Below are 21790 nucleotides of genomic sequence, written 5' to 3'. Positions count from 1 at the left end.
TTTCCCCGGCCACCTTAATTAAATCTCCATTAAATAAAAGTGGTGAAAGATCATGCGAATCCTTGTCGTCGAGGACGAGCTTAAAGCTGCCGAATACTTGCATCAGGGTTTGACCGAAAGTGGTTATATCGTGGACCACGCCGTCAATGGCGCCGATGGATTACATCTGGCGCAACAACAGGTGTATGACCTGATCATTCTCGACGTGAACCTGCCGGAACTGGACGGCTGGGGCGTACTGGAACAACTGCGCCGCACCCACTCAACGCGAGTGATGATGCTCACCGCGCGCGGACGGCTGGCGGACAAGATCCGTGGTCTGGATCTGGGCGCCGATGATTATCTGGTCAAGCCGTTCGAGTTTCCCGAACTGCTGGCGCGGGTGCGCACCTTGATGCGTCGCAGCGAAAACATCCCGGTGCCGCAGGTGCTGAAGGTGGCCGATCTGGAGCTCGATCCGGGCCGCCATCGGGCGTTTCGTGGCGCGCAGCGTATCGACCTGACCACCAAGGAATTCGCCCTGCTGCACCTGCTGATGCGCCAGTCCGGCGAGGTGCTGACCCGCACGCAGATCATCTCGCTGGTGTGGGACATGAATTTCGACTGCGACACCAACGTGGTCGAAGTGTCGATCCGCCGTTTGCGGGCGAAAATCGACGACCCGTTCGACAACAAGTTGATCCACACCCTGCGCGGTGTCGGCTACGTGCTGGAGGCGCGGGAATGAAGCCGGCCAGCCTGTCGATGCGCCTCGGTCTGACGGTGAGCATTCTCGGCGCGCTGTTGGTGGTGTTTCTGGCGATCCTCGCGTATTTCGCCCTGACCCATGAGCTGAATGCGCTGTCGCGCGACAGCCTGCAAAAGAAGATGGCGCAGGTCGAGCACAGCCTGTCGCTGTATGTCGATGCCAATGAAGTCAGCGGCAAGCCGCACATTCTGCTCGATCAGGTCATGGGCCATGACAACCTGACGCTGACGATTTATGACCGCTTGAACCTGCGTTCGCCGCTGCTCAAATCCGGCTCCGGGTTGAAGGATCCGCGCGCGGAATGGCGGGCCGTGCAGGTGACCACCGATCAGTTGACCTACAGCGACAGCAGCGATGCCGAAGGCGCGAAGTTCCTCACGGCGTCGAAGCTGATTCGCCTCAAGGATGGCAGCAGCGTGCCGGTGCTGCTGTCGATGGACAACGCGCATGATCAGGCCCTGCTCAGTGCTTATCTGCGCTCGACATTGATCGCCTTGCCGCTGTTGCTGGTGTTCATCGGCCTCACAGCGTGGGGCGCGGTGCAGCGCGGACTGGCGCCGATGCGCGAGTTTCGCAAAGTGGCGGCGATGGTCTCGACCCAGGATCTGGACCATCGGCTGTCGGTGGTGAACATGCCGCAGGAGCTGAGCGAACTGGCGCAGGGCATCAACTTCATGCTGCATCGGCTGGATGCCGGAGTGCAGCAGTTGTCGCAGTTCTCCGATGACCTGGCGCATGAGCTGCGTACACCGATCAACAACCTGATGGGCAAGGCGCAGGTGACCTTGTCCCGCGAGCGCACGACCGAGGAATACAAGGACGTGTTGGTGTCGTGCACCGAGGAGCTGGAACGCGTGGCGCGGATTGTCTCGGACATGTTGTTTCTGGCGCAGGTCAGTCATCCGTCGGCGCTGGCTCCGTTCGAGTCGGTGGCGCTGGAGGAGGAAGCGGCGAAAGTGGCGGAGATGTTTTCGCTGTCGGCGCAGGACAAGCAGATTCATTTGAATGTCATCGGCAGCGCATCGGTGTTGGGGGATCGGTTGATGATTCAGCGGGCGATTTCCAATCTCTTGTCCAATGCCTTGCGCCACTGCCCGAACGGGAAAACCGTGACGCTGCTGATCGAGCAAGGGGCGACGCAGAGCTCGCTGCTGGTGAGCAATCCCGGGGCCGGAATCGAAGCGCAGCATCTGCCGCATCTGTTCGACCGCTTCTACCGCGTCGACAGCGCCCGCGCGCGCTCGCAGGGCAGCACCGGGTTGGGGCTGGCGATCGTGCGTTCGATCATGAGCCTGCATCAGGGGGTCGCGGAGGTGAAGAGCTTGCCGGGTGCCATGACCGTGTTCCGCCTCGGTTTTCCTGCGCTGACACCAATGGCCCCATCGCTTGCAGGCAATTCAAGCATGAAGCTGGCATTGACCGATGTCCTGTAGGAGCTGCCGCAGGCTGCGATCTTTTGCCTTGGCCTTTGAAGATCAGGATCAAAAGATCGCAGCCTGCGGCAGCTCCTACAGGGATCGGGGTGTTTTTGAGTTTTGTGAACACCACAGAAACTTGTAGGAGTGAGCCTGCTCGCGATGGCGGTCGATCAAGCACAAAAGAAAACGGCACCTTTCGGTGCCGTTCGCCTTTCACATTTCAGCTGTTACTTGCGCGCATCCGCCCACGATTTCAGCAGTTGGTTGTAGTTCACGGTCTCGCCCTTCGGCTTCTCGTTGGCCAGTTTCGGTTTCGGTGCGCCGGGTTGGTCGAACCAGTACTGGGCATCGCGTTCCGGGTTCATCTTCGGTGCACAAACCGCCTGCGCCTTGGAGCGTTCCAGACGCGTCATGATCGCGTCCTGATCCTTGGCCAGGCCGTCCAGCGCCTGTTGCGGGGTCTTCTCGCCGCTGGCCGCTTCGGCGATGTGGCTCCACCACAGTTGCGCCAGACGCGGATAGTCCGGCACGTTGGTCCCGGTCGGGGTCCATTGCACGCGGGCCGGGCTGCGGTAGAACTCGACCAGGCCGCCGAGCTTCGGCGCCAGATCGGTCATCGCCTGCGAGTTGATGTCCGACTCGCGAATCGGCGTCAGGCCGACGATGGTTTTCTTCAGCGACACGGTTTTCGAGGTGACGAACTGCGCGTACAGCCACGCCGCGAGTTTCTGCTTCTCAGGCGTGGATTTCATGAACGTCCACGAACCCACGTCCTGATACCCGAGCTTCATGCCCTCTTCCCAATACGGCCCGCGCGGCGACGGCGCCATGCGCCATTTCGGCGTACCGTCGGCGTTGACCACCGGCAGGCCCGGTTTGGTCATGTCGGCGGTGAACGCGGTGTACCAGAAGATCTGCTGGGCAATGTTGCCCTGGGACGGCACCGGGCCGGACTCGGAGAAGGTCATGCCCGCCGCTTCCGGTGGCGCGTAGGCCTTGAGCCAGTCGACGTATTTCTGCGTGGCGAACACCGCCGCCGGGCCGTTGGTGTCGCCGCCGCGGGTCACGCTGGAACCCACCGGATGGCAGTCCTCGACGCGAATCCCCCACTCGTCCACCGGCAAGCCGTTGGGCAGGCCCTTGTCGCCACCACCGGCCATGGAGAACCAGGCATCGGTGAAACGCCAGCCCAGCGACGGGTCTTTCTTGCCGTAGTCCATGTGCCCGTAGACGCGCTTGCCGTCGATTTCCTTGACGTCTTCGCTGAAGAATTTGGCGATGTCTTCATAGGCCGACCAGTTCACCGGCACACCGAGTTCGTAGCCGTACTTTTCCTTGAACTTGGCTTTCAGGTCGGCGCGTTCGAACCAGTCGGCGCGGAACCAGTACAGGTTGGCGAACTGCTGGTCGGGCAGTTGATAGATCTTGCCGTCCGGCGCGGTGGTGAACGAGATGCCGATGAAGTCCTTGATGTCGAGGGTCGGCGAGGTGAAGTTCTTGCCTTCGTTGGCCATCAGGTCGGTGATCGACTCGGTCTTGCCATAGCGAAAGTGCGTGCCGATCAGGTCCGAGTCGTTGACCCAACCGTCGTAGATGTTCTTGTCGGACTGCATCACCGTCTGCATTTTTTCCACCACGTCGCCTTCTTGCAGCAGGTCGTGGGTGAGCTTGATCCCGGTGATTTCGGTGAAGGCCTTGGCCAGCACCTTGGACTCGTATTCGTGGGTGGTCAGGGTCTCGGAAACCACTTTGATTTCCATGCCGCGAAACGGCTCGGCGGCCTTGATGAACCACTTCAGTTCTTCGAGCTGCTGATCCGCCGTCAGGGTCGACGGTTTGAATTCGCTGCCGATCCATTTTTTCGCGGCGTCTTCGTAGGCATCGGCCCAGGCAGATGCGCTCAAACCACTGAGTGCCAGCATGGCTGCCAATGAAATGCTATGTCGCAGCTTATTGTTTTTGTCGAACATAGAGACCTCCAGTTTGAGTGACGGAGCACGATTGCCGAGCGACTCGACTAGCCCCAGCGCATCACAACCAACAGCCACACCAGAGACAGCGCGGACGCTACCCAGATGCTCCAGTCGGTGACGCCGATTACCAGCAGATGCAGGTAGGCGCTGCCGAGAAGACCGATGAACAAGCGATCGCCACGGGTGGTGGCAATCGGCAGAAAACCTCGCCGCAGGATGCTCGGCGAGCGCAATTCCCAGGTGGTCATGCCCACCAGCAGCAGGCCGATGGCGATAAAGAACCCCGCCGTGGGGGTGGTCCAGCTCATCCATTCCATCATGCGTTCCTCAGACCCGACCCAGGGCAAAGCCCTTGGCCACGTGGTTGCGAACAAACCAGATCACCAGCATCCCCGGCAGGATGGTCAATACCCCCGCCGCCGCCAGCACGCCCCAGTCGATGCCCGAAGCGGAAACCGTGCGCGTCATCACCGCGGCAATCGGCTTGGCATTCACCGAGGTCAGCGTGCGCGCCAGCAGCAGTTCGACCCAGGAAAACATGAAGCAGAAAAACGCCGTGACGCCGATGCCGGAGCCGATCAGCGGGATGAAGATCTTCACGAAGAACTTGGGGAAGCTGTAGCCGTCGATGTAAGCGGTTTCGTCGATTTCCTTCGGTACACCGGACATGAAACCTTCAAGAATCCACACCGCCAGTGGCACGTTGAACAGGCAGTGCGCCAACGCCACGGCAATGTGCGTGTCGAACAGCCCGATCGACGAATACAACTGGAAGAACGGCAACAGAAACACCGCCGGCGGCGCCATGCGGTTGGTCAGCAACCAGAAGAACAAGTGCTTGTCGCCAAGGAAGCGATACCGCGAAAACGCGTACGCCGCCGGCAACGCCACGCTCAGCGAGATCACTGTGTTCAGGCTGACGTAGTACAGCGAGTTGATGTAGCCGCTGTACCAGCTCGGATCGGTGAAGATCACCTTGTAGTTGTGCCAGGTGAAATCCTGGGGGAACAGCGTCAGGCCGCCGAGGATCTCGGTGTTGCTCTTGAACGACATGTTCAGCAGCCAGTAGATCGGCACCAGCACGAACAGGATGTAGACCAGCAGCGGAATAAGCTTTCTTTTGCTCATGGCCGGGCCCTCAGCGATTGGCGTCGGAATGGGTCATGGCGGTGTAGAACAGCCACGAAACCAGCAGGATGATCAGGAAGTACACCAGCGAAAACGCCGCTGCCGGCCCCAGATCGAATTGGCCGACGGCCATCTGCGTCAACGTCTGACTGAGGAAGGTCGTGGCATTGCCCGGCCCGCCGCCGGTGAGCACGAACGGCTCGGTGTAGATCATGAAACTGTCCATGAAGCGCAGCATCACCGCGATCAGCAGCACGCTTTTCAGCTTCGGCAACTGGATGTGGCGGAACACTGCCCACGCCGACGCGCGGTCAATCCGCGCCGCCTGGTAATACACGTCGGGAATCGCCCGCAGCCCGGAGAAACACAGCAACGCCACCAGCGAGGTCCAGTGCCAGACGTCCATCACCAGCACCGTGACCCAGGCGTCCATGGTGTTGGCCGCGTAGTTGTAGCTGATACCCAGCGCATTCAGGCTCGAGCCGAGCAGGCCGATGTCGGCGCGGCCGAAGATCTGCCAGATGGTGCCGACCACGTTCCACGGAATCAGCAACGGAATCGCCAGAATGATCAACACCACTGACGACCAGCGGCCCTTGGTCGGCATGGTCAGGGCGATGCCGATGCCCAGAGGGATTTCGATCAGCAGCACGCACGCCGAGTAGATGAACTGGCGTAGCAGCGAGTCATGCAGACGCGGATCGAGCAGCACCTGCTTGTACCAGTCGGCACCGACGAAGTAGCGGCTGGACTGGTCGAAGATGTCCTGCACCGAGTAGTTGACCACGGTCATCATCGGGATCACCGCGCTGAATGCCACCAGCAGAAACACCGGTAACACCAGCCACCAGGCCTTGTTGTTCTGCACCTTGTTCATGGCTGCACCTCGGTAGGGTCGGTGTCTTCCAGCAGGAATTCGTCGGCATAGACCATCAGCCACTGCGCCGGAAAACTGATGTACGCCGTGCCCTGCGGCACCGGTTTGTCTTCGGCCAGGCGCACCTTCAGTGGCGCGCCGTCGAGGTCGAGGGTGAGGATCTTGTAGGTGCCGAGGTCTTCGACGTGTACGACCCGCGCCTGCAGCGCCTCGTCAAACGGCTCGTCCCACACATGAATGAACTCGGGACGGATGCCGACCTTCAGATTTTTCCACTGACCGTGTTCGATATGCCGCTGCAAGGCGTCGGAAAGTGGCAAATGTGTCGAGGCGAAACCGACCCCGCCCGGTTGCGGCTGCACGTCGATCAGGTTCATCCCGGGGCTGCCGATGAAGTAGCCGACAAAGGTGTGACTCGGCCGCTCGAACAATTCCCGGGGCGTACCGAACTGCACGATCTGCCCGCCGTACATCACCGCGATCTTGTCGGCGAAGGTCGAAGCCTCCAGTTGATCGTGGGTGACGTAGACCATGGTGATGTTGAACTGCTCGTGGATCTGCTTGAGCTTGCGCCGCAGTTTCCACTTCAAGTGCGGGTCGATCACCGTCAGCGGTTCGTCGAAGAGGATCGCCGAGACGTCGTCACGCACCAGGCCACGGCCCATGGAGACTTTTTGTTTTTCGTCGGCGGTGAGGTTGCGCGCCTTCTTGCTCAGCAGGTTTTGCAGGTCGAGGACTTCGGCGATTTCCTGCACCTTGCTGTGTACTTTCGCCTCGGCCATGCCCTGGTTTCTCAGGGGGAATGCGAGGTTGTCGAACACGGTCATGGTGTCGTAGACCACCGGGAACTGGAACACCTGGGCGATGTTGCGCTTCTCCGGCGTCAGGTCATTGACCGCTTTGCCGTCGAACAACACGTGCCCTTGCGAGGGGCTGAGCAGGCCGGAAATGATGTTTAGCAGGGTGGATTTTCCACACCCCGATGGGCCGAGCAAGGCGTAGGCGCCACCCTGCTCCCAGATGTGGTCCATCTCGCGGATCGCGTAATCATCAGGCCCGCTCGGCTGCTTGCTGTAGCTGTGGGCGAGGTGCTGCAAACGGATTTCGGCCATCAGGCAACCCTCGCGACACGTTGGCCCGGTGCCTGCACCAGACGGCCCTGCGCATCGAACACGAACAGTTTATGGGTCGGGATGTAGATGCGGATCGGCGCATCGACGTCGTACTCGTGAACCCCGGGCAGGTGCAGCACCAGCAGGAAATGCTCGTTGCGCACGTGCAGAAAGGTTTCCGAACCGCTGATCTCCGCCACTTCGACGGTGACCGCCAGTTCCAGATCGTCATCGTTGCTCGGCACCAGCGAGATATGGCTGGGGCGCACGCCAAAACGGAACTCGCCCTCACCCACCGGGCGCAGATCGACGTTCAATGGGAAGTGCACGAAATTGGCGAAGCTGACTTCGTTGCCGGCAATGCGCCCGGGCATCAGGTTGATCGGCGGTTCGGAGAACAACTCCGCCGCCAGCACCGTTTGCGGCTGGTGGTAGACCGCCGTCGAAGGGCCGCTCTGGATCACCCGGCCCTCGTGCAGAATCGTCGTGGTGCCGCCCAGTGCCAACGCTTCGTTGGGCTCAGTGGTGGCGTAGATCGCGATGGTGTGGCGCAGTTTGAACAACTCGCGCATTTCCTGGCGCAGCTCTTCGCGCAGCTTGTAGTCGAGGTTGACCAGCGGCTCGTCGAACAGGATCAGTTCGGCATCCTTGACCAGCGCCCGGGCCATCGCCGTGCGCTGCTGCTGACCGCCGGAAAGCTCCAGCGGATAGCGCTGCAGAAACTTCTCGATGCGCAGCATGCGCGCGGTTTCCTCGACCTTGCTGTGGATGAGTTCCTTGGTGACACCGGCCTGGCGCAACGGCGAGGCGATGTTCTCGAACACGGTCATGGTCGGGTAATTGATGAACTGCTGATAGACCATCGACACGTTGCGCAGGCGCACCGGGCGCTGGGTGACGTCAACGCCGTTCATCAGGATGCGACCGCTGTCGGGCTTGTCCAGACCGGCCATCAGACGCATGAGGCTGGTCTTGCCGGACAGCGTGCGACCGAGCAGAACATTGAAGGATCCGGGTTCGAATTTAAGGCAGGCATCGTCGATCCAGGTCTGGCCTTCGACGGTACGGCTGACGTGCTCCAGGGTGAGTGACATGGCTCGGCCTTTTTATTATTGGAGTCAAGCGACCTGTGCAGCAGAGCGACATTCGTGCCAGAAATGGCAAGTGGTTGATTTGTCGTGAAAAGTGCCGAAAACGCGGGGAACGGGCGTTCATTGCTGAACACATTTGAACAGTTGGACGATTGACAATGAACAATAGTGAACAACACTCTACAGACTGCTCACGCTCCCTGTAGGAGCTGCCGAAGGCTGCGATCTTTTGACTTTTGTTATTAAAAAAGATCAAAAGATCGCAGCCTTCGGCAGCTCCTACACGGTGTTTGTGTCATCCATAACAATAATAAAAACGCTGCATCAGAGGCTGACCTGCCATGGCCGCACCTGCCCCGCCGCTGTCCCACGACGCGATCGTCCAGACCTCCTGGCAACGTTGCCGCGCCTTCGGTCTCAACCATCAAAGCGCCCCGGCCTTCGATCAACTGCCCGCCGCCGGCATCGAGCAGTTGCTCGACAGTCACCATTCGCTGGTGCAGACCACCCATCAGGAAGTGCTGCCGTACTACGAGAACATCCTGAGTAATTCCAATTGCCTGATCATGCTTGCCGACCATCAGGGCCAGGTGCTGACATCGTGGGGCACCCAGCGCTTTATCGAGCCGAACCTGGCACGGGGCTTTCGCGCCGGCGCGAGCTGGATGGAGCGCTCCAGCGGCACCAATGCGATTGGCACCGCGCTGGCCTGCGAGCAAGCGGTGCACATCGAACATGACGAGCACTTTCTCAAGGCCAACCGTTTCATGACCGGTTCCGCCGCGCCGATTTTCGACGCCGAGCGCAAAGTCATCGCGGTGCTCGACGTGTCCAGCGACAGCTACCTGCCGCCCTCGCACACCCTGGGCATGGTCAAGATGATGAGCCAGACTGTAGAGAACCGGCTGATCCTCAACCTGTTCCACGGCCAGCACTTTCAACTGACCTTCAACACCGGGTTGAACAACCTCGACAGTCAGTGGGCGGGTCTGTTGATTTTCGATGAGAGCGGTCAGGTGCTGTCGGCCAATCGGCGGGCGGACAATCTGCTCGGCGTGCGCCTGTCGCGGGTCAGCGTCGAAAGTCTGTTCAAGGTGTCGTTGCTGGAGTTGATCAATCAGCCGGATGGCTTGCCGTTTGCCTTGCAGACCTCGGGGCGAAACCGCTTTCAGTGTTTATTGAAGCGACCGAAACAGGCACCGGTTCAGGCACGAGTGTTTACCGAGCCGAAAAGCGCGGAACCACCTGTTAAAGCGTCGAACGCGATCAGCCTCAACACCCTGCACTTCGGTGACAGCCGCGTGGAAAAAGCCGTGCGCCAGGCCGAACGCCTGCTGGAAAAGGACATTCCGCTACTGATCCACGGTGAAACCGGAGTCGGCAAAGAGGTATTCGTCAAAGCCCTGCACCAGGCCAGCTCGCGCAGCAAACAGGCATTCATCGCCGTCAACTGTGCGGCGATCCCCGCCGAACTGGTGGAGTCGGAACTGTTCGGCTACGAGAAAGGCGCGTTCACTGGCGCCAACCAGAAAGGCAGCATCGGCCTGATCCGCAAGGCCGACAAAGGCACGCTGTTCCTCGACGAAATCGGCGATATGCCATTGCCGACTCAGGCGCGACTGTTGCGAGTGCTACAGGAGCGCTGCGTACAACCGGTGGGCAGCAGTGAGCTGTTCCCGGTGGATCTGCGAATTATCTCGGCGACCAACCGTTCGCTGCGCGAACAGGTGCAATTGGGGCGGTTTCGCGAGGATTTGTATTACCGCATCGGCGGCCTGACCCTTGAGCTGCCACCGCTGAGGGAACGCAGTGATAAAGAGGCGTTGTTCAAACGCCTGTGGGAGCAGCATCGCGAGCCGACGCAATGGGCTGGGTTGAGCCGTGAGGTGCTGGAACTGTTCGAGCGCCATCCGTGGCCGGGCAATCTGCGCCAGGTCAGCAGCGTGATGCAGGTGGCGCTGGCGATGGCCGAGGAACAGCCAGTGCGATCGGAGCATTTGCCGGATGATTTTTTTGTCGATCTGGAAATGGAGCCAGTCGAGAGCGCGCCGCCACTGGGGGTTGATCTGAATGATATTGAAGCCTTGAACCGGGAGTTGAAGGCGGCTGGGGGGAATATTTCGCATTTGGCGCGGCGGCTGGGTGTGAGCCGCAACACCCTGTACAAGCGGTTGCGCCAAGCCGAATGACAAGCCGGCCGGTCTGGCCTCTTCACGAGCAAGCCCGCTCCCACAGGATTGGCGTCGTACCTATAACTCAAACCCACCAGAGATCAATTGTGGGAGCGGGCTTGCTCGCGAAGGCGCCAGTCCCGTCACCACACAAACCACAGCCCACCCCAAAAACAAAAACCCGCACAAGGCGGGTTTTGTTTTACAGCCAAACACAGCAATCAGTCAGCCAGACGCCAGGTCGTGCCGCCCTTGCCGTCTTCCAGCACCACGCCCATGGCGGTGAGCTGGTCGCGGATGCGGTCGGATTCGGCCCAGTCCTTGCCGGCCCGTGCCGCCAGGCGCGCAGCGATCAGCGCATCCACTTCAGCCGCATCGACACGCCCTTCGGCGCCCGCCTGCAGGAAGTCATCGGCCTCCAGCTGCAACACGCCCAGCACGCTCGCCAGCTCTTTCAGACGCGCCGCTAAACCGGCCGCTGCATCGAGATCGCTCTCGCGCAGACGATTGATCTCACGGACCATCTCGAACAGCACCGCGCAGGCTTCCGGCGTGCCGAAGTCGTCGTTCATCACCGTGGTGAAACGCTCGACGAACGCTTCGCCGCCGGCCGGAGCGACGCTCGGCAGACCTTTCAACGCGTGGTAGAACCGCTCGAGTGCGCCCTTGGCGTCCTTGAGGTTGTCTTCCGAGTAGTTGATCGCGCTGCGGTAGTGGCTCGACACCAGCAGGTAACGCACGACTTCCGGGTGGTACTTGTCGAGCACGTCGCGAATGGTGAAGAAGTTGTTCAAGGACTTGGACATCTTCTCGCCATTGATGCGGATCATGCCGCAATGCATCCACGCGTTGGCGTAGGTCTTGCCGGTGGCCGCTTCGCTCTGGGCGATTTCGTTTTCGTGGTGCGGGAACTCAAGGTCGCTGCCGCCGCCATGAATGTCGAAGGTCTCACCGAGGCAGCAGGTGGACATCACCGAACACTCGATGTGCCAGCCCGGACGCCCGGCGCCCCACGGCGATTCCCAGCTCGGCTCGCCCGGCTTGGCGGCTTTCCACAGGACGAAGTCCAGCGGGTCTTCCTTCGACTCGTCGACTTCGATGCGCGCACCGATGCGCAGGTCTTCGATCTTCTTGCGCGACAGCTTGCCGTAGCCCATGAATTTGGCAACGCGGTAGTACACGTCACCGTTGCCCGGGGCGTAAGCGAAGCCTTTGTCGATCAGGGTCTGGATCATCGCGTGCATGCCCGGAATGTGATCCGTGGCGCGCGGTTCCATGTCCGGCTTCTTGATGTTCAGGCGCGCTTCGTCTTCGTGCATCGCGGCGATCATGCGCTCGGTCAACGCTTCGAACGACTCACCGTTCTCGCGGGCCCGGTTGATGATCTTGTCGTCGATGTCGGTGATGTTGCGCACGTAGGTCAGGTCGTAACCGCTGAACCGTAACCAGCGGGTCACCAGGTCGAACGCGACCATGCTGCGGCCGTGGCCGAGGTGGCAGTAGTCGTACACGGTCATACCGCACACGTACATGCGCACCTTGTTGCCATCCAGCGGTTTGAAGACTTCTTTGCTCTTGGTGAGCGTGTTGTAGATCGTCAGCACTTTATATTTCCTTGACGCTGAATCACTGGCCCCACGAATCACGCAGGGTCACGGTACGGTTGAATACCGGCTGACCTGGTTTCGAGTCCTTCATATCCGCAACGAAGTAGCCTTCGCGCTCGAACTGGAAACGGTCTTCCGGCTGTGCATTGCCCAGCGAGGGTTCAGCACGACAACCGGTCAGCACTTGCAGTGAGTCAGGGTTGATGTTGTCCAGGAAACTCGCGCTGTCTTCGGCCTTCTCCGGGTTCGGAGAGCGGAACAGGCGATCATACAGACGCACTTCGCACTCGACGCTGGCAGCGGCCGGCACCCAGTGGATCACGCCTTTGACCTTGCGGCCTTCAGGGTTCTTGCCCAGGGTGTCCGGGTCGTACGAGCAACGCAGCTCGACGATGTTGCCGTCGGCATCCTTGATCGCTTCGTCGGCACGGATCACGTAGCTGCCGCGCAGACGCACTTCGCCGCCCGCTTCCAGACGTTTGTAACCCTTCGGCGGCTCTTCCATGAAATCTTCACGGTCGATGTAGATTTCCCGGGCGAACGGCAGCGCACGCACGCCCATGTCTTCTTTCGGGTGGCGCGGCAGTTCGAGGTTCTCGACCTGGCCTTCCGGGTAGTTGGTGATCACGACTTTCAGCGGACGCAGCACGCACATGGCGCGCGGGGCGCTGTGGTCCAGATCGTCACGGATGCTGAATTCGAGCATACCGAAGTCGACCACGCCGTCGGAACGGTTGGTGCCGACCATTTCGCAGAAGTTGCGGATCGATTTCGGCGTGTAGCCACGGCGGCGGAAGCCCGACAGCGTGGACATGCGCGGATCGTCCCAGCCATTGACGTGCTTTTCATCGACCAGTTGCTTGAGCTTGCGCTTGCTGGTGATGGTGTAGTTCAGGTTCAGGCGGCTGAACTCGTACTGGCGCGGGTTGGCCGGCACCGGCAGGTTTTCCAGGAACCACTCGTACAGCGGACGATGGCTTTCGAACTCCAGGGTGCAGATCGAGTGGGTGATGCCTTCGATGGCGTCCGACTGACCGTGGGTGAAGTCGTAGTTCGGGTAGATGCACCACTTGTCGCCCGTCTGGTGGTGATGGGCGTGGCGGATGCGGTACATGATCGGGTCGCGCAGGTTCATGTTCGGCGAGGCCATGTCGATCTTCGCGCGCAGCACACGGGCGCCATCCGGGAACTCGCCGGCACGCATGCGGGCGAACCAGTCGAGGTTCTCTTCAACCGAACGGTCGCGGAACGGGCTGTTCTTGCCCGGCTCGGTCAGGCTGCCGCGGTATTCCTTGGCCTGCTCAGGGGTCAGGTCGTCGACGTAAGCCTTGCCGGCCTTGATCAGCTCCACCGCCCAGTCGTGCAACTGGTCGAAATACTGCGAGGCATAGCGCACTTCGCCGGACCACTCGAAGCCCAGCCATTTGACGTCAGCTTCGATCGCGTCGATGTATTCCTGGTCTTCCTTGGCCGGGTTGGTGTCGTCGAAACGCAGGTGCGTGACGCCGCCGAACTCCTGGGCCAGGCCGAAGTTCACGCAGATCGACTTGGCGTGGCCGATATGCAGGTAGCCGTTGGGCTCAGGCGGGAAACGGGTGACGATCTGGGTGTGCTTGCCCGAGTCCAGGTCTGCCTGGATGATCGGCCGCAGGAAATTGACCGGCACGGCAGGGCCGGACTTGGCATTCGAGGTAGGGTCGACAGTGGGCTTGCTCATAGGATCCTTGACTTACATGTGCGCGGCCGCAAAGGGGGCCAGACAAAACAAAGCCGCTATCATAGCCGATGCTGTCAAGGGGCTGACAGAGCACGGCCTATAAAGGAGCGCATTTAATCGCCGGGATTTGAAAAACAGCCTCGAAATTCGCGCCTGTCACGCTAAACTGCGCTCCTTGGCCGAAGCAGGCTGAACCGGTTGTGGGGCTGAATGTCCCAGAACCACGGATTCCTTATAAAGAGTAATGACCATGACTCAAGTCAAACTGACCACCAACCATGGCGACATCGTCATCGAACTGAACGCTGAAAAGGCCCCGATCACCGTGGCCAACTTCATCGAGTACGTCAAAGCCGGTCACTACGAAAACACCGTTTTCCACCGTGTAATCGGTAACTTCATGATCCAGGGCGGCGGTTTCGAGCCAGGCATGAAGGAAAAGAAAGACAAGCGTCCAAGCATCCAGAACGAAGCCGACAACGGTCTTTCCAACGACAAGTACACCATCGCCATGGCCCGTACCATGGAGCCGCATTCGGCGTCGGCGCAGTTCTTCATCAACGTCGCCGACAACAGCTTCCTGAACCACAGCGGCAAGAACGTACAAGGCTGGGGCTACGCCGTGTTCGGTAAAGTCACCGCAGGCACCGACGTTGTCGACAGCATCAAGAAAGTCGCGACCGGCTCCAAAGCTGGCCACCAGGACGTACCAAGCGACGACGTGATCATCGAGAAAGCCGAGATCATCGAAGCGTGATATTGCTGATTTCAGACTTGCATCTGGAAGAGGAGCGCCCGGACATTACCCGGGCGTTTCTGGATTTGCTCGCCGGACGCGCCCGCTCGGCGAGTGCGCTGTACATTCTGGGCGACTTTTTCGAGGCGTGGATTGGCGACGATGCCATGACGCCCTTCCAGCGTTCCATCTGCCAGGCCCTGCGCGCATTGAGCGACAGCGGCACGGCGATCTTTCTGATGCACGGCAATCGCGACTTCCTGCTCGGCAAGGCTTTCTGCAAAGAAGCCGGCTGCACGCTGTTGAAGGACCCGAGCGTCGTGCAGTTTTACGGTGAGCCGGTGTTGCTGATGCACGGCGACAGCCTGTGCACCCGCGACGAAGCCTACATGAAGCTGCGTCGCTACCTGCGCAACCCGATCACCCTGTTCATCCTGCGCCATCTGCCCCTGAGCACCCGCCATAAACTGGCGCGCAAGCTGCGCAGCGAAAGCCGGGAGCAGACGCGCATGAAGGCCAACGACATTGTCGATGTCACCCCGGAAGAAATTCCGCGAATCATGCAGCAATACGGGGTGAAAACCCTGATTCACGGCCACACCCATCGTCCGGCGATCCACAAGCTGCAGCTCGGCGAGCAGGCGGCGAAGCGGATTGTGCTGGGGGATTGGGATCGTCAGGGATGGGCGTTGCAGGTGGATGAGAACGGGTTTGCCTTGGCGCCGTTCGACTTCGCCCCGCCTCCGGCCCTGCCCGCCCCCGCAATCTAAAAGCCAAGATCAAAAGATCGCAGCCTTCGGCAGCTCCTACAGGGAAACGCATTCCAATGTAGGAGCTAAGACACAAAACCCTGTAGGAGTGAGCCTGCTCGCGATAGCGGTGTATCAGTCAACACAGATGTTGAATGTGATATCGCTATCGCGAGCAGGCTCACTCCTACAGTTTGATCGCATTGCAGATCAGTGACCGCTGGCCGCAGGCCCTGCCTTGGCAGCAAACGGCGGCTTCGCCAGCCAGACAATCAGAATCAGCCCCATGAAGCCCCAGCCCAGCAGCGTGAAGTAATCCACGGTGGAGAGCATGTATGCCTGGCTGGTCAGCACGTGATCCAGCTGCGCATACGCCGGATTACCCGCCCCGCCCAGTTGATTCAGCGCCTCGCGGGTCGCCGGCTCATAGGTGCTGATGCTTTCGCTCATGTACGCATGGTGCTGATCGGCGCGGCGGATCCAGATCCACGTGGTCAGTGACGCCGCGAAGCTGCCGCCCAGGGTCCGCAGGAAAGTCGCAAGACCGGCGCCGTCGGCAATCTGGCTTGGCGGCAGATCCGACATGAGGATGCTCAGGGTCGGCATGAAGAACAACGCCACGCCGATGCCCATGAACAGCTGCACCAGGGCGATGTGCTGGAAGTCCACCTCGTTGGTGAACCCGGCGCGCATGAAGCAGCTCAGGCCGATCGCCAGGAACGCCAGCCCGGCCAGCAGACGCAGGTCGAACTTGTTCGCGTACTTGCCGACAAACGGCGACAGCAACACCGGCAGAATGCCGATCGGCGCCACGGCCAGACCGGCCCAGGTCGCGGTGTAGCCCATCTGTGTCTGCAGCCACTGCGGCAGGATCAGGTTGATGCCGAAGAACCCGGCATAACCCAGCACCAACACCAGCGTGCCGATGCGGAAGTTGCGGTGGGCGAACAAGCGCAGATTGACCACCGGATGCTGGTCGGTCATTTCCCAGATAATGAACACCGCCAGCGCAATCACCGAAATCGCCGCGCCGATGATGATGAAGTTCGATTCGAACCAGTCCAGGTCATTGCCCTTGTCGAGGATCACCTGCAACGCGCCAACCCCGATGATCAGCGAGATCAGCCCGACGTAGTCCATCGGCTGCCGACTGGTCTCGACCGGACGCTTGGCCAGTTGCGAGCGCACCACCATCACCGCAAAGATGCCGATCGGCACGTTGATGAAAAAGATCCACGGCCAGCTGTAGCTGTCAGTAATCCAGCCACCGAGAATGGGACCGGCAATCGGCGCCACCACCGTAACCATCGCCAATAGCGCCAACGCCATCCCGCGCTTCGCCGGCGGATACACCGCGATCAACAGGGTTTGCGTCATCGGGTACAGCGGCCCGGCCACCAGGCCTTGCAGCACACGGAAGCCGATCAGTTCCGGCATCGAGGTGGAGATACCGCAGAGAAACGAGGCCAGCACAAACAGGATGGTGGCCCAGAGAAACAGCTTCACCTCGCCGAAACGGCGGCTGAGCCAACCGGTCAGCGGCAACGCAATGGCGTTGCTCACGGCAAACGAGGTGATCACCCAGGTGCCCTGCTCCGAACTCACCCCCAGGTTGCCGGAAATCGTCGGCAGGGCCACGTTGGCGATGGTGGTGTCGAGCACTTGCATGAACGTCGCCAGCGACAGGCCGATGGTGCTGAGCAACAGGCTGGGCGGGGTGAAAGAGGCGTTATTGCTCATCGTGAATCCTATGAAACCAGGTTGACGCTATGGAGCGGGTCTTTGTGGCGAGGGAGCTTGCTCCCGCTCGGCTGCGAAGCAGTCGCAAGCTTTTGGGGCCGCTGCGCGCCCCAGCGGGAGCAAGCTCCCTCGCCACAAAGGCCCGCACCTGAGGAGTGTGATCTCAGCGTTGCGCGGTTTTGCTGACCACAGCGCTGTTGTCGTGGATCAGCTGCGCAATCATCGCGTCGGCTTCGGCCAGTTGGCGGTCGTAGACATTGGTGCTGAACGAGGCCTTTTGCGGCGGCTGCTGGGCCAGCACCGGACCGCTCTGGTCGTGCAGGTTGACCTCGACGTTGGTCGACAGACCGACCCGCAGCGGATGCTTGGCCAGCTCTTCGGCGTTGACGTGAATCCGCACCGGCACACGCTGCACGATCTTGATCCAGTTACCGGTGGCGTTCTGCGCCGGCAGCAGGGCAAACGCGCTGCCGGTACCGGCGCCGAGGCTGTCGACGGTGCCGCTGTACTTCACGCTGCTGCCGTAGATGTCGGACTCGATGTCCACCGGCTGGCCGATGCGCATGTCACGCAGCTGGGTTTCCTTGAAGTTGGCGTCGATCCACAGCTGATCCAGCGGAATCACCGCCATCAGCGCGGTGCCCGGCTGGACCCGTTGACCGAGTTGCACGGTGCGCTTGGCGACATAACCGGTGACCGGCGCGATCAAGGTGCTGCGGGCGTTGGTCAGGTAGGCCTGACGCAATTCGGCGGCGGCCTGCATCACGTCCGGGTGCGACGAGACCACGGTGTCATCGACCAGTGCGCTGGTGGTTTTCAGTTGCTGTTTGGCGTTGGCCAGGGCGTTTTGCGCCGAGGTCAGGTCGTCGCGGGCGTGGGACAGTTCTTCCTGGGAAATCGCCCCGCCTGCGGCGAGGTTTTTCCGGCGGTTGTAGTTGTCCTGCGCCTTCTGCACTTCAGCCTGTTGCGCGTTGACCTGGGCTTTCATGCCATCGACGTTGCTGTACAGACCACGCACCTGACGCACGGTGCGCGCCAGTTTCGCCTGGGCGCTTTGCAGGCCGACTTCGGCGTCGTTGGGGTCGAAGTTGATCAGCACCTGGCCTTCGTGGACCAGATCACCATCGTCAGCGCCAATGCTGACCACGGTGCCGGTCACCAGCGGCGTGATTTCGACGACGTTGCCGTTGACGTAGGCGTCGTCGGTGCTTTCGTTAAAGCGTCCGATGAATTCGTGATACGCCCAGACGCCGGCACAGGCGAGGACGACGACAGCGGTCAGCACCAGCAGCATTACTTTGCGTTTGCGCGGATTGCCGGTGTCCGGGGTGTTGGCTTGAGCTTGAGTGTTTTCGGCAGTGGCCATGACAAATACCTGAATTAGTTGTGCGGCGTGGCTGGGGTGGCGTTGGCTGCGGTCAGGGTTTCACCCTGGAAGCCGCCGCCCAGCGCTTGCATCAGTTGAATCGACAGGTCGATCTGCTCGGCATTGAGGTTGGCCAGTTGACGCTGGGCCTGCAGCAGTTGCTGCTCGATGCTGAGCACGTCCAGGTAGTTGCCGATGCCGGAACCGTAACGCTGGACGACGGTGTTGTAAGAATCCTGAGCAATGTCGGTGGCGTGTTGTTGCGCGCCGATCTGCCGGCCGATGTCACGCAGCTGGTTGATCGTGTCGCTGACATCACCCAGTGCTTTCACCAGGCTTTTGTTGTACTGCGCCACGGCCAGGTCGTAATCGGCGTCGCGCGCATCGAGGTTGGCGCGCAGGCGCCCGCCGTCGAAGATCGGCACCGAAATGGTCGGGGCGATGTTGAAGAAACGACTGGCCGACCCGAACATCGCGTCACCCAACAAGGATTCGGCACCGGCGGACGCCGTAAGGTTCAGGTTGGGATAGAAGCGGGTCTTCGCCGAGTCGATGTCTTTACTTGCGGCTTCGACGCGCCAGCGCGCAGCGACCAGATCCGGGCGACGACCGAGCAGTTCCGCCGGCAGCACCGACGGCACCGCCACGGCGCTGGCCTGCAGGACTTTCGGCCGGGCGATTTCGTTGCCGCGATCCGGGCCTTTGCCAAGCAGCACGGCCAGGGCGATTTTGGCGCTGTTCAAGCGTTTTTCCGCATCGATCAGGCTGGCTTCGGAGCTGGCCTCAAGGCTTTGGGTTTGCTGGAACTGGTACTGGCTGTCGATCCCGGCACTCAAACGTCGCTGGCTCAGGTCGAGCATCTGTCTGGTGCGCTTGAGGTCGTCGTTGGCCAGGTCGTAAACGATGTGCGCCTGGCCCAGATCGCTGTAGGCCCGGGCCACGTCGGCGGCGAGGGTCAATTGCGCAGCCTGACGGTCGACTTCAGCGGCGCGGGCCTGACCGAGTGCGGCTTCCCAGGCATCACGCTGGCCGCCCCACAGGTCGAAGTTGTAATTGAAGCCGGCGCTGACATTACGCACGGTGGCGTAGGCATCGCCCTGCCCTCGCGGGTCCTGATCCTTGGCCAGGCGCGAACGGCTGATACCGGCGCTGGCGTCGAGGGTCGGATAGCGTTCGGCATCGGCGGCATACGCGGCGGCGCTGGCCTGATGCGCGCGGGCCTCGGCGATCTGCATGTCCGGGCTGTCGTGCAGGGCTTCGCGGATCAGACCGTCGAGTTGCGAATCGCCAAGGCTGGTCCACCAGTCGCTCTTCGGCCATGCGGCCGGCGACAGGGTCACGCCGTTGAGGGACTGGCTGACATTGAGGCTTTTCGCATCAAGGCTTTTGCCTTGAGTGTCGAGGCCGCTGTAGTTGGCGCAGCCGGCGAGGATCATCGCCGACAGCACCAGGGTCAGGCTGCTGCGCAAGGTGTTACCGCTCATTGTGTTCACCTAACCGCTGGATAGTGATCGGATCACCGGCTGCCAGCAGGATTTTCTTGAGGATGTATTCCAGGGTCTTCAACTCGTCCGGAGTGACGGCGCCGGCCAGTTCATTCATCGCATCGGCGCCGATGTACGGCAGGCGATCGGCCAGTTGCTGGCCCTGTTCGGTGAGCTTGAGCTGCACCTGACGGCGATCGCCTTCGCTGCGTTGGCGAGCCAGAAAGCCCTTCTGCTCCAGACGATCGAGCATGCGCGTCATCGAACCGCTGTCCAGCGACAGGTGCCGGCACAGTTCGGCCGGGGTGTCGACGCCGAACTGGGCCATGATGATCAACACCTTGAACTGCGCGGCGGTGATGCCGTGGGGTTCCATGTGGGTGTCGATGATCCGGTCCTTGAGCAGCGCGGCACGACCCAGCAACAGGCCGAGATGACAGTGTTTGAATTCGTCCGGGGTGAAATGCTTCATTTGCTCACCTAATAACTGCCTAGGCAGTGAATGTATGTCGAGATGTTACTGCCTAGGCAGCGAATGTCAACGTAATAGTTAGGGGGCTTGGTAATTAGTTGACCAGTGGGCTGGGTTTTTGTGGCGCATAGAAGAAGGCCATCGCGAGCAGGCTCACTCCTACAGGGGGAACCCATTCCACATGTAGGAGCGAGCCTGCTCGCGAAGGCGGCAACACGGTGCAAGGGAGGACTGCTTTCTAAGAATCGCCTGATGTGCGGGCTTGAATGTCTTGGCTAACGTACGCCGCTCACTGGCCGATACGTAAAGCCCTCTTCATGAAACGTTTCAAACTCCAGCGCCCGCTCCAGCTAACGAAATTGATTCCCACGCTATGTCTGTCGTTACTTTTCGCGCCCTGCTACGCGGGCGCGGCTAATTGCTCGTTCTACCCGGGGCATCATCAAACAACTATCACTATGCAAGTACCCGCTACACTTTCGATTCCTCGTGATACACCTAACGGCACCGTAATATATGAAAGCCCTCCGCTCACAATGGGACCTACGCCCAGCTCGTATAAATGTACTAACGAGTTTTCATATGGTATTCAGAACAACGTCGGTGTGTCTAAATCGGGTGACCTTGTTTACGCAATCGGAAACACCGGGCTCGCCTGGCAGTGGTCCTACAAAGACAATGTAACCCTACCCATTTATCCGGGTATTCGCCGAGAGGCGGGCGGATACGGATGGGACACCACAAGACACGTGCTACGGCTATTCAAAATAGCGGATGTAATCGATGTACAGAAAATCCCGGCAGGAACACTTGGGATTTTCCATGCAGATGGAGTGTCACCACTCGCAATGGCGACCAATGGCACAACGATTGTGCCTCAATCCTGTGAAACGCCGGACATCAAAGTAGACATGGGGTCGCATGACATGAGTAGCTTTGCCCATAACGGCGCATATTCTGAGCCGGTCAAATTTGACATCAGCCTTAACAACTGTCCGCCAGGCATAAAAAAAGTAACTTATACACTCAAGCCTACCCTAACTTCTCCCTCGCAAAATTCCACGAGGGGTATCGTAAAGCTGAGTGCAGATTCGACTGCTCAGGGTGTGGCTTTGCAAGTACTCAATAGCGATGGAAACCCCTTAGTCTTACATCAAAGCTATGTATTCGCGGACTATTCCTCTGCGGGAGGCAACTTGAAGATCCCCCTGAGCGCTCGTTACTTTCGCGTCGCTGAAACCGGTGGCAATGGTGGGTTTGACAAGGGTATGCGCGCCGGAACAGCTAACGCAACGATTGCATTTGTCATGAGTTACCTTTGAATCCATTGATGGGTTGCTATAGCCAATTGTTCGCGCAGCCCTCTTTAAGAATCGTCTGATTTTCATCATGCCCGGCCGC

At 60.2% G+C, this 21790-nt stretch carries 18 protein-coding genes; 6 read left to right on the top strand and 12 right to left on the bottom strand.

Annotated elements, in window-relative coordinates; all coding sequences use genetic code 11:
- Window positions 1-52: 52 nt before the first annotated feature.
- Both NN484_RS20610 and NN484_RS20605 read left to right on the top strand, forming a co-directional pair.
- A complete protein-coding gene (locus NN484_RS20610) occupies window positions 53-727 on the top strand; it encodes a heavy metal response regulator transcription factor (protein WP_127651043.1) in 675 nt (224 codons plus the stop codon).
- On the top strand, window positions 724-2181 hold the full coding sequence (locus NN484_RS20605) for a heavy metal sensor histidine kinase (RefSeq protein ID WP_274657746.1): 1458 nt from the start codon (window positions 724-726) through the stop codon (window positions 2179-2181). The genes NN484_RS20610 and NN484_RS20605 overlap by 4 nt, the downstream gene beginning before the upstream one ends.
- Window positions 2182-2393: 212 nt before the next feature.
- Here the strand turns inward: NN484_RS20605 and NN484_RS20600 are convergent, their stop codons facing one another.
- From NN484_RS20600 to NN484_RS20575, 6 genes are read right to left on the bottom strand one after another with little or no spacing between them, the layout of a single operon-like run.
- Entirely contained in the window at window positions 2394-4136 is a 1743-nt protein-coding gene (locus NN484_RS20600) for an ABC transporter substrate-binding protein (RefSeq protein WP_127651045.1), read from the bottom strand.
- A gap of 47 nt (window positions 4137-4183) precedes the next feature.
- Entirely contained in the window at window positions 4184-4456 is a 273-nt protein-coding gene (locus NN484_RS20595) for a DUF2160 domain-containing protein (protein WP_027614647.1), read from the bottom strand.
- Between the two features lie 10 nt (window positions 4457-4466).
- On the bottom strand, window positions 4467-5267 hold the full coding sequence (locus tag NN484_RS20590) for a carbohydrate ABC transporter permease (protein WP_127651046.1): 801 nt from the start codon (window positions 5265-5267) through the stop codon (window positions 4467-4469).
- Between the two features lie 10 nt (window positions 5268-5277).
- On the bottom strand, window positions 5278-6144 hold the full coding sequence (locus NN484_RS20585; RefSeq protein ID WP_102357787.1) for a carbohydrate ABC transporter permease: 867 nt from the start codon (window positions 6142-6144) through the stop codon (window positions 5278-5280).
- Entirely contained in the window at window positions 6141-7256 is a 1116-nt protein-coding gene (locus NN484_RS20580) for an ABC transporter ATP-binding protein (protein ID WP_127651047.1), read from the bottom strand. Before NN484_RS20580 ends, NN484_RS20585 begins: the two co-directional genes overlap by 4 nt.
- On the bottom strand, window positions 7256-8350 hold the full coding sequence (locus NN484_RS20575) for an ABC transporter ATP-binding protein (RefSeq protein WP_127651048.1): 1095 nt from the start codon (window positions 8348-8350) through the stop codon (window positions 7256-7258). The genes NN484_RS20580 and NN484_RS20575 overlap by 1 nt, the downstream gene beginning before the upstream one ends.
- A 338-nt stretch (window positions 8351-8688) precedes the next feature.
- On the opposite strand from NN484_RS20575, the gene NN484_RS20570 reads away from it, so the two are divergent.
- Window positions 8689-10536, top strand: a complete 1848-nt coding sequence (locus NN484_RS20570) for a sigma-54-dependent Fis family transcriptional regulator (protein WP_274657745.1) — start codon at window positions 8689-8691, stop codon at window positions 10534-10536.
- A 203-nt stretch (window positions 10537-10739) separates the two neighbouring features.
- Here NN484_RS20570 and cysS read toward each other — a convergent pair whose 3' ends face one another.
- Window positions 10740-12122: a cysteine--tRNA ligase gene (cysS, locus tag NN484_RS20565; RefSeq protein WP_047291685.1), complete on the bottom strand. Its 1383-nt coding sequence runs from the start codon at window positions 12120-12122 to the stop codon at window positions 10740-10742.
- A gap of 22 nt (window positions 12123-12144) precedes the next feature.
- The gene (locus tag NN484_RS20560; protein ID WP_274657744.1) at window positions 12145-13842 is read right to left on the bottom strand and encodes a glutamine--tRNA ligase/YqeY domain fusion protein; all 1698 of its coding nucleotides are present in this window, start codon (window positions 13840-13842) and stop codon (window positions 12145-12147) included.
- Window positions 13843-14092: 250 nt separating this feature from the next.
- Here NN484_RS20560 and NN484_RS20555 point away from each other — a divergent pair, with 250 nt between their 5' ends.
- Both NN484_RS20555 and lpxH read left to right on the top strand, forming a co-directional pair.
- Window positions 14093-14599 (top strand): peptidylprolyl isomerase, encoded by a 507-nt coding sequence (locus NN484_RS20555; protein ID WP_127651051.1) that lies wholly within the window; start codon window positions 14093-14095, stop codon window positions 14597-14599.
- The gene (lpxH, locus tag NN484_RS20550) at window positions 14596-15348 is read left to right on the top strand and encodes a UDP-2,3-diacylglucosamine diphosphatase (protein ID WP_215500942.1); all 753 of its coding nucleotides are present in this window, start codon (window positions 14596-14598) and stop codon (window positions 15346-15348) included. Before NN484_RS20555 ends, lpxH begins: the two co-directional genes overlap by 4 nt.
- 189 nt (window positions 15349-15537) lie before the next feature.
- On the opposite strand, the gene NN484_RS20545 is transcribed toward lpxH, so the two are convergent.
- The 4 genes from NN484_RS20545 to NN484_RS20530 all read right to left on the bottom strand — a co-directional run bounded on the left by NN484_RS20545 (window position 15538) and on the right by NN484_RS20530 (window position 20389).
- On the bottom strand, window positions 15538-17067 hold the full coding sequence (locus tag NN484_RS20545; protein ID WP_127651053.1) for a DHA2 family efflux MFS transporter permease subunit: 1530 nt from the start codon (window positions 17065-17067) through the stop codon (window positions 15538-15540).
- Between the two features lie 163 nt (window positions 17068-17230).
- Window positions 17231-18433 (bottom strand): HlyD/EmrA/EmrK family protein, encoded by a 1203-nt coding sequence (locus tag NN484_RS20540; RefSeq protein ID WP_215500943.1) that lies wholly within the window; start codon window positions 18431-18433, stop codon window positions 17231-17233.
- Between the two features lie 14 nt (window positions 18434-18447).
- A complete protein-coding gene (locus NN484_RS20535; protein WP_127651055.1) occupies window positions 18448-19917 on the bottom strand; it encodes an efflux transporter outer membrane subunit in 1470 nt (489 codons plus the stop codon).
- Window positions 19907-20389: a MarR family winged helix-turn-helix transcriptional regulator gene (locus tag NN484_RS20530; RefSeq protein ID WP_127651056.1), complete on the bottom strand. Its 483-nt coding sequence runs from the start codon at window positions 20387-20389 to the stop codon at window positions 19907-19909. The genes NN484_RS20535 and NN484_RS20530 overlap by 11 nt, the downstream gene beginning before the upstream one ends.
- A 317-nt stretch (window positions 20390-20706) precedes the next feature.
- On the opposite strand from NN484_RS20530, the gene NN484_RS20525 reads away from it, so the two are divergent.
- Window positions 20707-21711 carry a fimbrial protein gene (locus NN484_RS20525; RefSeq protein ID WP_215500945.1) on the top strand — a complete coding sequence of 335 codons (1005 nt, stop codon included), beginning with the start codon at window positions 20707-20709 and terminating at the stop codon, window positions 21709-21711.
- The last annotated feature ends 79 nt before the right edge of the window (window positions 21712-21790 follow it).

It is taken from the genome of Pseudomonas serboccidentalis, assembly GCF_028830055.1.
Lineage (GTDB): Bacteria > Pseudomonadota > Gammaproteobacteria > Pseudomonadales > Pseudomonadaceae > Aquipseudomonas > Aquipseudomonas serboccidentalis.
This window is presented reverse-complemented; position numbering and strand designations above follow the sequence as displayed.

Excerpts from the sequence above, each read along its gene's own strand:
- NN484_RS20610 (WP_127651043.1), top strand. The coding sequence starts at position 53 with ATGCGAATCCTTGTCGTCGAGGACGAGCTTAAAGCTGCCGAATACTTG.
- NN484_RS20605 (WP_274657746.1), top strand. The coding sequence starts at position 724 with ATGAAGCCGGCCAGCCTGTCGATGCGCCTCGGTCTGACGGTGAGCATT.
- NN484_RS20600 (WP_127651045.1), bottom strand. The coding sequence starts at position 4,136 with ATGTTCGACAAAAACAATAAGCTGCGACATAGCATTTCATTGGCAGCC.
- NN484_RS20595 (WP_027614647.1), bottom strand. The coding sequence starts at position 4,456 with ATGGAATGGATGAGCTGGACCACCCCCACGGCGGGGTTCTTTATCGCC.
- NN484_RS20590 (WP_127651046.1), bottom strand. The coding sequence starts at position 5,267 with ATGAGCAAAAGAAAGCTTATTCCGCTGCTGGTCTACATCCTGTTCGTG.
- NN484_RS20585 (WP_102357787.1), bottom strand. The coding sequence starts at position 6,144 with ATGAACAAGGTGCAGAACAACAAGGCCTGGTGGCTGGTGTTACCGGTG.
- NN484_RS20580 (WP_127651047.1), bottom strand. The coding sequence starts at position 7,256 with ATGGCCGAAATCCGTTTGCAGCACCTCGCCCACAGCTACAGCAAGCAG.
- NN484_RS20575 (WP_127651048.1), bottom strand. The coding sequence starts at position 8,350 with ATGTCACTCACCCTGGAGCACGTCAGCCGTACCGTCGAAGGCCAGACC.
- NN484_RS20570 (WP_274657745.1), top strand. The coding sequence starts at position 8,689 with ATGGCCGCACCTGCCCCGCCGCTGTCCCACGACGCGATCGTCCAGACC.
- NN484_RS20560 (WP_274657744.1), bottom strand. The coding sequence starts at position 13,842 with ATGAGCAAGCCCACTGTCGACCCTACCTCGAATGCCAAGTCCGGCCCT.
- NN484_RS20555 (WP_127651051.1), top strand. The coding sequence starts at position 14,093 with ATGACTCAAGTCAAACTGACCACCAACCATGGCGACATCGTCATCGAA.
- NN484_RS20545 (WP_127651053.1), bottom strand. The coding sequence starts at position 17,067 with ATGAGCAATAACGCCTCTTTCACCCCGCCCAGCCTGTTGCTCAGCACC.
- NN484_RS20540 (WP_215500943.1), bottom strand. The coding sequence starts at position 18,433 with ATGGCCACTGCCGAAAACACTCAAGCTCAAGCCAACACCCCGGACACC.
- NN484_RS20535 (WP_127651055.1), bottom strand. The coding sequence starts at position 19,917 with ATGAGCGGTAACACCTTGCGCAGCAGCCTGACCCTGGTGCTGTCGGCG.
- NN484_RS20530 (WP_127651056.1), bottom strand. The coding sequence starts at position 20,389 with ATGAAGCATTTCACCCCGGACGAATTCAAACACTGTCATCTCGGCCTG.
- NN484_RS20525 (WP_215500945.1), top strand. The coding sequence starts at position 20,707 with ATGAAACGTTTCAAACTCCAGCGCCCGCTCCAGCTAACGAAATTGATT.